Consider the following 12904-nt stretch of genomic DNA (forward strand, 5'->3'; position numbering starts at 1 on the left):
GCTTGCCGAGCCCGGACCCGCCCGTTACCTCTGCTGCCGAAACGGAGGCGCCCATGTCCATCGTCATCGAGCACATGACCAAGAGCTTCGACGGCACCGCAGTGCTGCGCGGCATCGACCTGACCATTGAATCGGGCGAGCTGGTGGCGCTGCTCGGACCCTCGGGCTCGGGAAAGACCACGCTGCTGAAGATCATCGCCGGGCTGGAATGGCCGAATGCGGGCGGGCTGGTGGTGCATGGCGCCGACTGGCTGCATCTGGCGGCGCAGGACCGCCGCATCGGCTTCGTCTTCCAGCATTACGCGCTGTTCCCGCATATGAGCGTGCGCGACAACATCGCCTTCGGCCTGACCGTGCGCCCGCGCGCCCAGCGGCCCGGCAAGGCGGTGATCGCGGCCAGGGTCGGGCAATTGCTGGAATTCCTGCAGATCGCGCATCTGGGCGACCGCTATCCGGCGCAGCTTTCGGGCGGGCAGCGCCAGCGCGTGGCGCTGGGACGCGCGCTGGCCATCGAGCCGACGGTGCTGCTGCTGGACGAGCCTTTCGGGGCGCTGGACGCCGCCGTGCGCCGCGACCTGCGCGCCTGGCTGCGCGAGGTGCATGACGAGACCGGCTCGACCACGATCTTCGTCACCCATGACCAGGAGGAAGCCTTCGAACTGGCCGACCGCGTCGTGGTGATGGGCGAGGGACGGATCGAGCAGATCGGCAATGCCGACCAGATCCACGACCACCCCGCCAGCCCCTTCGTCGCCCGCTTCATGGGCGCGACCATCGAATTGCCGGTGATGCTGCAGGCCGGCCGGGCCGAGGCGCAGGGGCTGGATCCCAGCCGCCTGCCGCGCCGCGCCCTGCCCGACGGGCCGGCGACGCTGTTCCTGCGTCCCGCCGACGTCACCCCGCTGGCCGATCCCTCCGGGCGCTGGCAGGTGGCGCGTCGCACCAGCAACGGCGCCCTGCTGCGGCTGGACCTGACCGACGGCACCGGCCAGTTCGGCATCGACCTGCCCCGCCGCGCGCCCGAGGCGCAGGGGCTGGTCCCCGGCGCCCGCGTCAATCTGCGCCCCGAGGCGGGCACGATCTTTCCCGGCCCCCGCGCCGCATCCGCGCAGGCCGCCGCCGCCGAATTCCCCCGCAAGGAGAAAAGCCTATGATGATCCGCAAGCTTCACGTCGCCGCTCTGGCGCTTCTGCTGGGGACCACCCCGGCGCTGGCCCAGGACAAGATCCTGAATGTCAGCTATGATATCGGCCGCGAGCTGTTCGAGGCGCTTAATCCCGAATTCCAGACCTATTGGAAGGACAAGACCGGCCGCGACGTGACCATCGACCAAAGCCATGCCGGTTCGTCGAAACAGGCGCGCGCCATTCTCGAAGGGCTGCCGGCCGATGTGGTGACCTTCAACCAGGAAACCGACGTGGACGTGCTGGCCCAGAACGGCCTGGTGGCCGAGAACTGGCGCGAAGCGCTGCCGAACGGTGCCTCGCCCTATTACTCGCTGCCGGCCTTCCTGGTGCGCAAGGGCAATCCCAAGGGCATCAAGGACTGGTCGGACCTGGCCCGCGACGACGTGCAGGCGGTGTTCCCGAACCCCAAGACCAGCGGCAACGGCCGGTATACCTATCTGGCCGCCTATGCCTATGCCCTGACGCAAGCGGGCGGCACGCCCGAGAAGGCGCAGGAATTCGTCGGCAAGATCTTTGCCAATGTGCCGGTCTTCGACACCGGCGGCCGCGCCGCCACCCAGACCTTCGCCGAGCGCAATATCGGCGACGTGCTGATCACCTTCGAGGCCGAGACCAAGGCCATCGCCAAGCAGTACGAGGCCCAGGGCTTCGAGGCGGTGACGCCGGCGACCAGTCTGTTCGCCGCCTTCCCGGTCGCCGTGGTCAGCGAGAATGCCGAGAAGAACGGCACCACCGAGGTCTCGACCGAGTATCTCACCTGGCTCTATTCGCCCGAGGCGCAGGAGACGCTGGCCAAGAACCATTTCCGCACCACCGACGAAGCGGTGACGGCGAAATACGCCGCCGAGTTCCCGAAGGTGAAGCTCTTGACCGTCGATGAGGTCTTCGGCGGCTGGGACAAGGTCACGGCCGAGCATCTGGCCGAGGGCGGCATCCTCGACACGGTCTTCGTCAACCGATGACCGCCGCAGCGCCGATCCGTGCGAAACGCGTGCTGCCGGGGTTCTCGCTGAGCCTCGGCACCACGCTGCTTTACGTCGCGCTGGTGATCCTGATCCCGGTGATCGCGCTGATGCTGAAGGGCGCCGAGATCGGGCCGGCACGGTTCTGGGCCATCGTCACCGCGCCGCGCACGCTGGCGGCGCTGCGGGTGACGCTGACCGCCGCCGCCGCGGCCACGGCCTTCAACGCCTTCTACGGGCTCTTGATGGCCTGGGTGCTGACGCGCTACGACTTTCCCGGCAAGCGCATCCTGGATGCGCTGATGGACATTCCCTTCGCCCTGCCGACCGCCGTCGCCGGCATCTCGCTGACCGCGCTTTATTCGGCGAACGGCTGGTTCGGCGCGGCGCTGACCGGTGCCGGAATCGAGCTGGTCTATACGCTGGGCGGCGTGATCCTGGCGATGACCTTCACCTCGATCCCCTTCGTGGTGCGCGCCATCCAGCCGGTGCTGGAGGATCTGGACCCGGCGCTGGAACAGGCGGCGATGACGCTGGGCGCCCGGCCCTTCGCCATCTTCCGCCGCGTGGTGCTGCCGGCCATCCTGCCGGCCTGGCTGGCGGGCTCGACCGTGGCCTTCGCCCGATCCCTGGGCGAGTTCGGCGCGGTGGTGTTCATCGCCGGCAACCTGCCCTTCAAGACCGAGATCGCGGCGCTGCTGGCCTATATCCGGCTGGAAGAATACGATTACCAGGGCGCTGCCGCCATCGCGCTGGTTCTGCTGATGTTCGCGCTGGTCCTGCTGGTGGTCTCGAACCTGATCCAGTTCCGCGCCGCCCGCCATCTGGAGGCCCGATGATGAGCAGCATCGCCCTGACCCACGCCCCCGGCCAAAGCCGCGCCGCGCCGCGGCTGCTGATCGCTCTCGCCTTCGTGCTGACGGCGGTGTTCGTCGTGGCGCCGCTGGCCTTCATCTTCTGGCGCGCCTTCGCCGAGGGCGGGGCGGTCTATCTGGCCAACATCACCGACCCGCTGGTCCTGCATGCAATCTGGCTGACGACGCTGGTCGCGGTGATCGTGGTGCCGGTCAACATCGCCTTCGGCATCGCGGCCGCCTGGGCCATCGCCCGTTTCCGCTTTCCGGGCCGCAAGCTGCTGATGGTGCTGATCGAGATCCCGTTCTCGATCTCGCCGATCATCGCCGGCATCTGCTACCTGCTGCTTTACGGCCGGCAAGGGCTGCTGGGCCCGTGGCTGGCTGCGCATGACCTGAAGGTCATGTTCGCCCTGCCCGGCATCCTGCTGGTGACCATGTTCGTCACCGCCCCCTTCGTGGTGCGCGAGGTGCTGCCGCTGATGCAGGCCCAGGGCTCGGAACAGGAACAGGCGGCGGTCACGCTGGGGGCGCGCGGCTGGCAGGTGTTTTCCCGCGTCACCCTGCCCAATATCCGCTGGGCGCTGCTTTACGGCGCGGTGCTGTGCACGGCGCGGGCCGTGGGCGAGTTCGGCGGCGTGTCGGTGGTTTCCGGCTCGATCCGCGGCCAGACCAACACCCTGCCCCTGCAGATCGAGCTGATGTTCAACGACCTCAACACCACCGGCGCCTTTGCCGCCGCCTCGACCCTGACCGTCATCGCGCTGGTGGTGCTGGTCGTGAAGGCGGCGCTGGAAAGCCGCAGGTAAAGCCGCATAACTGGCGGGAATGTCAGTGGACTTGGCATCCCGCCCCGCCTAGGCTGCTGCCATGGACGCCGCGATCAAGGACCCGCAGAAGACCTGCCCCGAACTGCCCAAGCCGCGCAGTTTCTGGCAACGCATCGCCGACCGGCTGGCGGCGATCGTCGGCGCACGCCGCCCGGCCACCCCGCCCGAGAAATCCGTGGCCTTCACCATCGCCGTGATCGCGCTGGGGGCCAAGCTCGCCAAGGCCGACGGCGCCGTGGCCCGCTCCGAGGTGGCGGCCTTTCGCCGCGTCTTCATCATCCCGCGCTCCGAGGAAAAGAACGCCGCCCGGGTCTTCGACCTGGCACGGCAGGACGTCGCGGGCTTCGACGCCTGGGCGCGGCGCATCGCGGCGATGTTCCCGCCGGGCGACCCGGTCCTGGCCGACGTGGTCGAGGGGCTGTTCATCATCGCCGTCGCCGATACCGACCTGCACGAGGCCGAGATCATCTTCATCGACGAGGTGGCGCGCATCTTCGGCCTGCCGGCCGAGCAGGTGGCGGCGATCCGCGCCCGCCACGACCGCCGGCAGGGCTGCCCCTCCTGCGAGGTGCTGGGCGTCGCGCCCGACACGCCGCTGCCCGAGGCGCGGCGGCGCTGGCGCGATCTGGTGCGCGAAAGCCATCCCGACCGCGCCATCGCCCGCGGCCTGCCGCCCGAGGCCATCCGCCTGGCCGAGGCCCGCACCCGCGCCCTGAACGAAGCCTGGGAGAATTTCCGCACCATGCATCAGGCCCGCCCGGCCTGAGGGAACCCGGCCCGCCCGGCATCCGTTTCCCTGCGAACAGCCGAAGGACCGGCCCATGCGCAATCTGCTTGTCCCCGCAACCCTCTGTGTCGCCCTGACGGCCTTTCTCGCCATGGCGCAGGATTACGAGCCGCCGCTTGCCGACGAACCGCCGCCATCGGACATCCCGGCGCCGGATTCCGACTCGCTGGAAGGCGGGCTCGAGAATTTCATGCGCAACCTGCTGCACGAGGCCGAGCCGCATCTGGACCGGCTGGGTCGCGACCTGGGCGACACGCTGGGCTCGGTCGCGCCGGTGCTGCAGGACATCGGCAAGCTGATGGACGACGTGCGCAACTACCAGGCGCCCGAGCGGCTGGAGAACGGCGACATCCTGATCCGCCGCCGCGCCGATGCGCCGTCGCCCCCGCCGGTGGGCGACGCGCTGCGCGACATGCTGCGCCCGGCGCCAGAAGACGACCCGCGCCTGAACCCGCTGCCGGACGCGCCAAAGCCGCTGCCCGACCGCGACCCGGCAAGCGAGATCGAGCTTTAGGGCGCGAAGCCTTCCACCCAGTCGATCAGCCGCGGCAGGCTGTGCCGGTGCAGGTCATAGCCGTGCAGGATGGTTTCGCGCGCCACCGCCTGCAGTCGCGCGGCATCGGGATCGCCGGCCAGGCCGCGGATCAGCGCCGTCTCCAGCGCCGGCTGGTCGAAGAACGGCACCAGCCGACCGTTCTCGCCGTCGCGGACCAGTTCGCGCACCGGCTCGGTATCCGAACCGACGATGTAGCAGCCGGCCGCCATGGCTTCGGTCAGCGACCAGCTCAGCACAAAGGGATAGGTCAGGTAGCAATGCACTTTCGCGACCTGCAGCAGCGCCAGATATTGCGGATAGGGCACCCGACCCATGAAATGCACCCGCGCCAGGTCCAGCCGGCCGTCGAGTTCCGCCAGCAGCTTGTCCTTCCAGTTCGCCGCATCCTTGGGCGCGCTGCCATAGCTGACCCCGTCGCCGCCGATCAGCACCACCTGCGCGTTCGGCCGCGCGCGCAGCACCTCGGGCAGCGCGCGCATGAAGCGGTGGAAACCGCGATACGGCTCCAGCGAACGCGAGACATAGGTCAGCACCTCGTCTCCGGGCCGAAACTTGCGCCCGTCGGGCAGCAGGAATTCGGCCTGCGGATTGGGGCAGACCTTCAGCGTGTCGATGCCGTCATGGATCACCGTCAGCTTGCCGCGCAGCTCGGGCGGGAAGGAATTGGCCTGGTATTCGGTCGGCGCCAGCCCGGCATCGGCCTGCACCAGCCCCTGGATCAGATGCGCCGAGCGCGCGATGGTACTGACCCGCCCTTCGTCGCTGTCCGGGCTGATCTCGGGGTCGAAACCGACATCATGGCCGCGGGTGCGATACATGAGCTCGGCATAGACCAGCAGCTTCGCCTGGGGCCAGATCTCGTGCAGGAACAACGTCTCGCCCCAGCCGCTATGGCCGAAGATCACATCGGGCGTGTAGCCGTGCCGGTCGCGCAGCGCCCGGCAGCCGCGCGCCGCCAGCCAGCCGCGCTCGGCCATCTCGCTATAGGTCCGGCCCAGCATCGGCGGCAGATTCAGCTCGCCCGGCGCCTTGTAGCGCACCACCCGGACCGGCGAGGGACGTTCGTTCTTTTCGTCGGTCAGCGCCAGGACGTCATGGCCGCGCGCCACCAGCGCCGGCGCCAGATGCAGGAACTGCCCCGGAAAGTTCTGATGGACAAACAGGATTTTCATTGGCTTACCGATGAATCTTCACGCACTGCCGTCAGGAAGGCCGCCTGGATCAGGCGGCGAGTGTAGTCGCTTTTCGGACGGTCGAAAACCGCGTCTGTCGCACCCTGCTCGACCACCTCGCCGGCGCGCATGACCATGATCTGGTGCGACATGGCGCGCACGACGCGCAGGTCGTGGCTGATGAACAGGAAGGCCAGCCCATGCTTCTTCTGCAACCGGCGCAGCAGCTCGACGATCTGCACCTGCACGGTCATGTCCAGCGCCGAGGTGGGTTCGTCCAGCACCACCAGCCTGGGGTTCAGGATCATCGCGCGGGCGATGGCGATGCGCTGGCGCTGGCCGCCGCTGAATTCATGCGGATAGCGGTGCATGGTGGCCGGGTCGAGCCCGACCTCGCGCATGATTTCATCCACCATCTGCCGGCGGTCGCGGCCCGGCTCGACGCCATGCACGCCCAGGCCCTCGGCGATGATCTGCTCGACCGTCATGCGCGGCGACAGGCTGCCATAGGGATCCTGAAAGACGATCTGCATATCGCGGCGCAAGGACCGCAGCGCCCGGCCCGGCACCCTGGAAATATCGCGGCCCATATAGAGGATCGGCCCGTCGCTTTCGATCAGCCGCATGATCGCCAGCGCCAGCGTGGTCTTGCCGCTGCCGGATTCGCCGACGATGCCCAGCGTCTCGCCCGCCCGCACCGACAGCGTGGCGCCGTTCACCGCCTTGACGTGGCCGACGGTGCGGCGCAGGAAGCCGCGCTGGATCGGAAACCAGACCTTGAGATCGCGGGTCGCCACCACCTCGGGCGGGTCGCCGGCCAGCGGCTCGGCCCGGCCCTTGGGCTCGGCCGCCAGCAGCATGCGGGTATAGTCGTGCTGCGGATGGGCGAAGATCTGCTCGACCGGGCCCTGCTCGACGATCTCGCCGCCCTTCATCACGCAGACCCGGTCGGCGATGCGGCGCACCAGCCCGAGATCGTGGCTGATGAACAGCATCGACAGGCCCTCGGCGGCCTTCAACTCGGCCAGCAGCTCCATGATCTGCGCCTGGATGGTCACGTCCAGCGCCGTGGTCGGCTCGTCGGCGATCAGCAGCTCGGGGCCATTGGCCAATGCCATGGCGATCATCACCCGCTGGCGCTGGCCGCCCGAGAGTTGATGCGGGTAATCGGCAAGCCGGGTTTCCGGGTCGCGGATGCCGACGCGGGTCAGCAGCTCGACGACCCGCGCCCGCGCCGCCGCGCCGCGCAGCCCCTGGTGCAGCGCCAGGCTTTCGGCCAGCTGCCGTTCCAGGGTGTGCAGCGGGTTCAGCGAGGTCATCGGCTCCTGGAAGATGAAGCTGATGTCGTTGCCGCGCACCCGGCGCAGCTCGGGCTCGGAGGCGCCCAGCAACTCGCGCCCGGCATAGCGGACCGAGCCCGCGACCTCGGCCGCCTCGCCCAGCAACCGCACGGTCGACAGCGCCGTGACCGATTTGCCCGAGCCGGATTCCCCGACCAGCGCCACCGTCTCGCCCCTGCCGACGGTGAAGCTGACGCCCTTGACGGCGGGGACAAGCTGCCCGTCCTGCCGGAACCCCACCCGCAGGTCGCTGACTTCCAGAACCGGCGTCATCGGAAGGTCTTTCTTGGGTCGAAGGCGTCGCGCACGCCCTCGAAGATGAACACCAGCAGCGACAGCATGATGGCGAAGCTGAAGAAGGCGGTGAAGCCCAGCCAGGGCGCCTGCAGGTTCTGCTTGGCCTGCAAGGCCAGCTCGCCCAGCGACGGGGCCGAGGTCGGCAGGCCGTAGCCCAGATAATCCAGCGCCGCCAGCGACGAGATGGTGCCGGTGACGACAAAGGGCAGCATGGTCAGCGTCGCCACCATGGCATTGGGCAGGATGTGGCGGAACATGATGGTGCGGTCATTGACCCCCAGCGCCCGGGCGGCGCGGACATATTCGAAGTTGCGCGCCCGCAGGAACTCGGCCCGCACCACGCCGACCAGCGCCGGCCAGCCGAACAGGATCGAGACGAAGACCAGCAGCCAGAAGCTGCGCCCCAAAATCGCGAACAGGATGATGATGACGTAAAGAGAAGGGGTTGAGCCCCATATCTCAAGCAATCTCTGAAACACCAGATCGGTGCGGCCGCCGAAATAGCCCTGCACGGCGCCCGCGGTGATTCCCAGAAGCGAGGCGACCACGGTGACGATCAGCGTGAACAGGATCGACAGGCGGAAGCCGTAGATCACCCGCGCCAGCACGTCGCGCGAGGTGTCGTCGGTGCCGAGCAGATGCGCGCCGTCCGGCGGGCTGGGGGCGGTGCCGACATTGTTGATGCTGCGATAGTGATAGGGGATCGGCGGCCAAAGCATCCAGCCGGGCTCGACCTTCTCGCCGGCGACCATGCCGGTTTCGCGGGTCTCGCGCTCGGTCGTCTCGGGGTCGTCCCAGCATTCGGGCCGTCCGCCGGTGCGGATCAGGCATTGCACGCCGGGATCGGTATAGATCGCCTCGGTGCCGAAATCGCCGCCGAAGGCGGTCTCGGGATAGAAGCGATAGACCGGGACATGCAACTCGCCCCGGTAGCTGACCAGGATCGGCTTGTCGTTGGCGATCAGTTCCGCGAACAGCGAGGCGACGAACAGCACCGTGAAGACGATCAGCGACCAGAAGGCGCGCTTGTTGCGCCGGAAATTGCGCAATCGGCGGCGGGTCAGCTCGGTCATGGCCATCAGCCGGCCCTCCGCTCGAAGTCGATGCGCGGATCGACCAGCACATACATCAGGTCCGACAGGATGCCGACCAGCAGACCCAGCAGCCCGAAGACATAAAGCGTGCCGAAGATCACCGGGTAGTCGCGCTGCACCGCCGCCTCGAAGCCCAGCCGGCCCAGCCCGTCAAGCGAGAAGATGGTCTCGATCAGGATCGAGGCGCCGAAGAACACGCCCAGGAACATCGACGGGAAGCCGGCGATCACGATCAGCATGGCGTTGCGGAACACATGCCCGTAAAGCACGCGGCCCTCGGTCAGGCCCTTGGCGCGGGCGGTCATGACATATTGCTTGTTGATCTCGTCCAGGAAGCTGTTCTTGGTCAGCAGCGTCAGGGTGGCGAAGCTGGAGATGGTCGTCGCCAGCACCGGCAGGGTGATGTGCCACAGATAGTCCTTGACCTTGCCCCACAGGCTCAGATCGGCCCAGTTGTCCGAGGTCAGCCCGCGCAGCGGGAAGATCTGCCAGTAGCTGCCGCCGGCGAACAGCACCATCAGCAGCACCGCGAACAGGAAGGCCGGGATCGCATAGCCGACGATGATGATGCCGCTGGTCCAGGTGTCAAAGGCCGAGCCGTTCCGGACCGCCTTGCGGATGCCCAGCGGGATCGAGATCAGATAGGCGATCAGCGTCGACCACAGCCCCAGCGTGATCGAGACCGGCATCTTTTCCAGCACCAGGTCGATCACCGAGATCGAGCGGAAGAAGCTGGTGCCGAAATCGAAGCGGACGTAATTGCCCAGCATGATCAGGAAACGCTCGACCGCGCCGATCTTTTCCTTGGCGCAATCGGGGGATTTCAGGTCCGGCTCGCCCTCATGCGCGGGCGTGCAGACGATCTTGGCAAAGCCCATCTGGACTTCCAACTGGTCCAGCAGCTCGGGCGGGATGCCGCGTGCCCCGGCATATTCGGTGTTCTGCGCCGCCTCGCCGCCGCCGCCGGTGATGTTGCGCAGCGCGTCGCCCTCGCCCTGGACGCGGGCGATGATCTGCTCGATCGGGCCGCCGGGGACGAATTGCGTCAGCGTGAAGTTGACCAGCATGATGCCGATCAGCGTGGGTATGATCAGCAGCAAGCGCCGCAGGATATAGGCTGCCATCCGTCCCTTTGCTCCGCCTTGATCCGCACCGGCCCCGAAGGCCCTAGCGCAGCGCGCCGGATTGTTTCAGCTTTGCCGCCTTATCCGCGTCATACCACCAGAAATCAAGCTCACCCAGCGCATAGGGCGGCAAGGTCTCGGGATGGCCGAAGATGTCGTAATAGGCAACGGTATGCTCGGCCTTGTACCATTGCGGCACCCAGAAGCGCAGGGCGCGCAGGCTGCGGTCCAGCGCATGGGCGACGGTGGTCATCTCCTCCTGGGTGGTCGCCTCGATGCCCTGCTGGACCAGCGCGTCGATGGCCGGATTGGCCAGGCCCATCGGGTTGAACACGTCGCCGAGATTTTCCGAGCCGAAGGTCTGCTCGGTATCGCCGCTGATGAAATAGCCCTGCGCCAGATGGTCGGTCACGATGTCGAAATCATGGCTGCGGGTGCGGTTGGTCATCTCGGCATCGTCCACGCGGGCGTTCACCGCGTCGATGCCGATGGCGCGCAGGTTCTGCACGAAGGGGTTGATGACCCGGTCGAAGGTGGCGCTGTCGTTCAGGAACTCGACCCGCAGCACCTCGCCCTTGGCATTGCGGCGCAGCCCGTCCGCGCCCGGCTTCCAGCCCGCCTCGTCCAGAAGTTTGGCGGCGCGGCGCATGTGACCGCGATCAAGCTGGTTCTTGCCCGAGACCGGCTGGACCACGGCATCCTCGGTCAGCACCTCCTTGGGCAGGTCCGCGGCCAGGGGCCTCAACAGCGCCAGCTCGGCCTCGCTGGGCTTGCCCTCGGCCTTCAGCGGGCTGTTGTCCCAAGCAGAGTTCACGCGCTGGTAAAGCCCATAGAACAGCGTCTCGTTCGACCATTCGAAATTGAACATCAGCCCGATCGCCTCGCGCACGCGGATGTCCTGGAACTTGGGACGGCGCAGGTTGAAGACCCAGCCCTGGCCGTTGGCGATGGTGCCGTCCGGCAGCGCCTCCTTTTTCACCACCCCGGATTGCACGGCGGGAAAATCGTAGCGCGTCGCCCAGTGGATCGAGCTGGCTTCGTTGCGGAAGGTATAGACCCCGGCCTTGAAAGCCTCGAAGGCGCTGTCGTAATCGCCGAAATACTCGACGCGGATGCGGTCGAAATTGTGCCGGCCGATGTTGATCGGCAGGTCGTTGCCCCAATAGTCCGGGTTGCGCCGCACGGTGATCGAGCGGCCCATCTCGGCCTTGTCGAACATGTAGGGGCCCGAGCCGACGAAGGGAATGGCGCTCGACTGTTCGACGTCGCGCTTGTTCTTGCGGAAATCCTCGCGCGAGAAGACGATCTGGCCGCCGACCGACTGGATCACGTCGCGACGCGGATAGTGCGGCTGGAAGATGAACTTGATCGTGTGCTCGTCGATCACCTCGGCCTTGGCGACCACCTTCGAGATGATGGTGCGATAGGAGGACAGCCCCTTGTCGCGCAACAGCTCGAACGAAAACAGCACGTCATGCGCGGTCAGCGGCGTGCCGTCCGAGAATTTCGCCTCGGGGCGCAGGTGGAAGATCACCCAGTCGCGGCTTTCGGGATATTCGATGGTCTCGCAGAGCAGGCAATAGGCGCTGCCGATCTCGTCGGCGACGCTTTCCATCAGCGGCTCCAGCATGACGTTCGACAGCAGCGCCGCGCGGCCGCGATGGGTATAGGGGTTGTAGCTGTCGAAGCCGCCGCTGAACCATTCCGAGATCTCGCCGCCCTTCGGCGCTTCGGGGTTCACATAGCGCAAGTGCTTGAAATCCGCCGGAAGCGCCGGCTCGCCGAAGACCGCGATGCCGTGCGACACGATGGTGCCGGGCTTCTGCGCCTGTCCCGCGCCCTGTTCCGGGGTCTGCCCGGTCGGCTGCTGCTGGGCCAGGACGGCGGCGGGCGTCAGCGCAAGCAGCAGGGCCAGCGGGGCATGTCGCAGGAAGGGCATCGTCATCGGGTCTTTCTGATCCTCGTTCTGTCTCGATCCGGGCCGGATTGCATCCCGACCCGCGCCTGGCCTGCAGGCTAGCAGCCACGCGCCACGGTTCAACATGCAATTGCGTGAGCGGCGGGCGGCGCGGCGCAACGAAAAAGGGCGCCCCAGGGGGACGCCCGCCATCTTCCGACCCGGCAGGGGCTTACTTCTGGGTTTCCAGATAGGCGATCAGGTTGGCACGATCCTCGACCTTCGGCAGGCCGGCGAAAGCCATCTTGGTGCCCTTGACCACGGATTTCGGGTTGGTCAGGAATTCCTGCAGCGCCTCGGGCGTCCAGTCGCCGCCATGCGCGACCATGCCGTCCGAATAGCTGAAGCCGGCGATGCTGGCCACCGGGCGGCCGACCACGCCGTTCAGATGCGGGCCGGTGCCGTCGGAGCCGTCCAGCTTGTGGCAGGCCTTGCACTTGCCGAAGACCTTCTCGCCCGCGGCGGCATCGGCCGAAGCCAGGACGGTGGCGAAATCGGGGCCCTCATCCGCAGCCTCCTCCTCGGCGCCGCCGGCATCCTCGACCGGGATGGTATAGGCCTGGGCATGTTCCTCGCCCTCGGCGCCATGACCGGCGGGACCGACGTGAAAAATGCCCGATGCCGCCCAGCTCATCAGCAGAAGGAACAGAAGCGAGCCGATCAACGCCCCGGCTGCCTTGGTGACGGTCATGGTATCGAACATGTCTGCGGGTCCCTTGGGTCTATCCGTGGATTTGGCCGTAT

The 12904-nt window shown here is 67.3% G+C and carries 12 protein-coding genes; 6 read left to right on the top strand and 6 right to left on the bottom strand.

Annotation, left to right across the window (positions count from 1 at the left end):
- Positions 1–53 precede the first annotated feature (53 nt).
- The 6 genes from NBE95_RS10030 to NBE95_RS10055 all read left to right on the top strand — a co-directional run bounded on the left by NBE95_RS10030 (position 54) and on the right by NBE95_RS10055 (position 5134).
- Positions 54–1154 carry a sulfate/molybdate ABC transporter ATP-binding protein gene (locus NBE95_RS10030; RefSeq protein ID WP_289893749.1) on the top strand — a complete coding sequence of 367 codons (1101 nt, stop codon included), beginning with the start codon at positions 54–56 and terminating at the stop codon, positions 1152–1154.
- The gene (locus NBE95_RS10035; RefSeq protein WP_289893750.1) at positions 1151–2149 is read left to right on the top strand and encodes a sulfate ABC transporter substrate-binding protein; all 999 of its coding nucleotides are present in this window, start codon (positions 1151–1153) and stop codon (positions 2147–2149) included. Before NBE95_RS10030 ends, NBE95_RS10035 begins: the two co-directional genes overlap by 4 nt.
- Complete coding sequence (gene cysT / locus NBE95_RS10040) at positions 2146–2988, top strand: sulfate ABC transporter permease subunit CysT (RefSeq protein ID WP_289893751.1); 843 nt, start codon at positions 2146–2148, stop codon at positions 2986–2988. Before NBE95_RS10035 ends, cysT begins: the two co-directional genes overlap by 4 nt.
- On the top strand, positions 2988–3812 hold the full coding sequence (gene cysW, locus NBE95_RS10045; protein ID WP_289893752.1) for a sulfate ABC transporter permease subunit CysW: 825 nt from the start codon (positions 2988–2990) through the stop codon (positions 3810–3812). Before cysT ends, cysW begins: the two co-directional genes overlap by 1 nt.
- Positions 3813–3873: 61 nt before the next feature.
- Positions 3874–4599, top strand: coding sequence for a molecular chaperone DjiA (locus tag NBE95_RS10050; protein WP_289893753.1), 726 nt, complete (start codon positions 3874–3876; stop codon positions 4597–4599).
- Between the two features lie 55 nt (positions 4600–4654).
- Positions 4655–5134, top strand: a complete 480-nt coding sequence (locus tag NBE95_RS10055; protein WP_289893754.1) for a hypothetical protein — start codon at positions 4655–4657, stop codon at positions 5132–5134.
- Here NBE95_RS10055 and NBE95_RS10060 read toward each other — a convergent pair.
- From NBE95_RS10060 to NBE95_RS10085, 6 genes are all read right to left on the bottom strand, one after another.
- Positions 5131–6348: a glycosyltransferase gene (locus NBE95_RS10060; RefSeq protein ID WP_289893755.1), complete on the bottom strand. Its 1218-nt coding sequence runs from the start codon at positions 6346–6348 to the stop codon at positions 5131–5133. The two genes, NBE95_RS10055 and NBE95_RS10060, sit on opposite strands and share 4 nt — an antisense overlap.
- Positions 6345–7961 carry an ABC transporter ATP-binding protein gene (locus NBE95_RS10065; protein WP_289893756.1) on the bottom strand — a complete coding sequence of 539 codons (1617 nt, stop codon included), beginning with the start codon at positions 7959–7961 and terminating at the stop codon, positions 6345–6347. Before NBE95_RS10065 ends, NBE95_RS10060 begins: the two co-directional genes overlap by 4 nt.
- Positions 7958–9064 carry an ABC transporter permease gene (locus tag NBE95_RS10070; RefSeq protein WP_289893757.1) on the bottom strand — a complete coding sequence of 369 codons (1107 nt, stop codon included), beginning with the start codon at positions 9062–9064 and terminating at the stop codon, positions 7958–7960. The genes NBE95_RS10065 and NBE95_RS10070 overlap by 4 nt, the downstream gene beginning before the upstream one ends.
- Positions 9064–10203 carry an ABC transporter permease subunit gene (locus NBE95_RS10075; protein ID WP_289893758.1) on the bottom strand — a complete coding sequence of 380 codons (1140 nt, stop codon included), beginning with the start codon at positions 10201–10203 and terminating at the stop codon, positions 9064–9066. The genes NBE95_RS10070 and NBE95_RS10075 overlap by 1 nt, the downstream gene beginning before the upstream one ends.
- 43 nt (positions 10204–10246) lie before the next feature.
- On the bottom strand, positions 10247–12148 hold the full coding sequence (locus tag NBE95_RS10080) for an extracellular solute-binding protein (RefSeq protein WP_289893759.1): 1902 nt from the start codon (positions 12146–12148) through the stop codon (positions 10247–10249).
- 184 nt (positions 12149–12332) lie between these two features.
- Positions 12333–12863, bottom strand: a complete 531-nt coding sequence (locus tag NBE95_RS10085; protein ID WP_289893760.1) for a cytochrome c family protein — start codon at positions 12861–12863, stop codon at positions 12333–12335.
- Between the last annotated feature and the right edge of the window lie 41 nt (positions 12864–12904).

It is taken from the genome of Paracoccus sp. TOH, from assembly GCF_030388245.1.
Taxonomy (GTDB): domain Bacteria; phylum Pseudomonadota; class Alphaproteobacteria; order Rhodobacterales; family Rhodobacteraceae; genus Paracoccus; species Paracoccus simplex.

Excerpts from the sequence above, each read along its gene's own strand:
- NBE95_RS10035 (WP_289893750.1), top strand. The coding sequence starts at position 1,151 with ATGATGATCCGCAAGCTTCACGTCGCCGCTCTGGCGCTTCTGCTGGGG.
- NBE95_RS10060 (WP_289893755.1), bottom strand. The coding sequence starts at position 6,348 with ATGAAAATCCTGTTTGTCCATCAGAACTTTCCGGGGCAGTTCCTGCAT.
- cysT (WP_289893751.1), top strand. The coding sequence starts at position 2,146 with ATGACCGCCGCAGCGCCGATCCGTGCGAAACGCGTGCTGCCGGGGTTC.
- NBE95_RS10050 (WP_289893753.1), top strand. The coding sequence starts at position 3,874 with ATGGACGCCGCGATCAAGGACCCGCAGAAGACCTGCCCCGAACTGCCC.
- NBE95_RS10055 (WP_289893754.1), top strand. The coding sequence starts at position 4,655 with ATGCGCAATCTGCTTGTCCCCGCAACCCTCTGTGTCGCCCTGACGGCC.
- NBE95_RS10085 (WP_289893760.1), bottom strand. The coding sequence starts at position 12,863 with ATGTTCGATACCATGACCGTCACCAAGGCAGCCGGGGCGTTGATCGGC.
- NBE95_RS10065 (WP_289893756.1), bottom strand. The coding sequence starts at position 7,961 with ATGACGCCGGTTCTGGAAGTCAGCGACCTGCGGGTGGGGTTCCGGCAG.
- NBE95_RS10030 (WP_289893749.1), top strand. The coding sequence starts at position 54 with ATGTCCATCGTCATCGAGCACATGACCAAGAGCTTCGACGGCACCGCA.
- NBE95_RS10070 (WP_289893757.1), bottom strand. The coding sequence starts at position 9,064 with ATGGCCATGACCGAGCTGACCCGCCGCCGATTGCGCAATTTCCGGCGC.
- NBE95_RS10080 (WP_289893759.1), bottom strand. The coding sequence starts at position 12,148 with ATGACGATGCCCTTCCTGCGACATGCCCCGCTGGCCCTGCTGCTTGCG.
- cysW (WP_289893752.1), top strand. The coding sequence starts at position 2,988 with ATGAGCAGCATCGCCCTGACCCACGCCCCCGGCCAAAGCCGCGCCGCG.
- NBE95_RS10075 (WP_289893758.1), bottom strand. The coding sequence starts at position 10,203 with ATGGCAGCCTATATCCTGCGGCGCTTGCTGCTGATCATACCCACGCTG.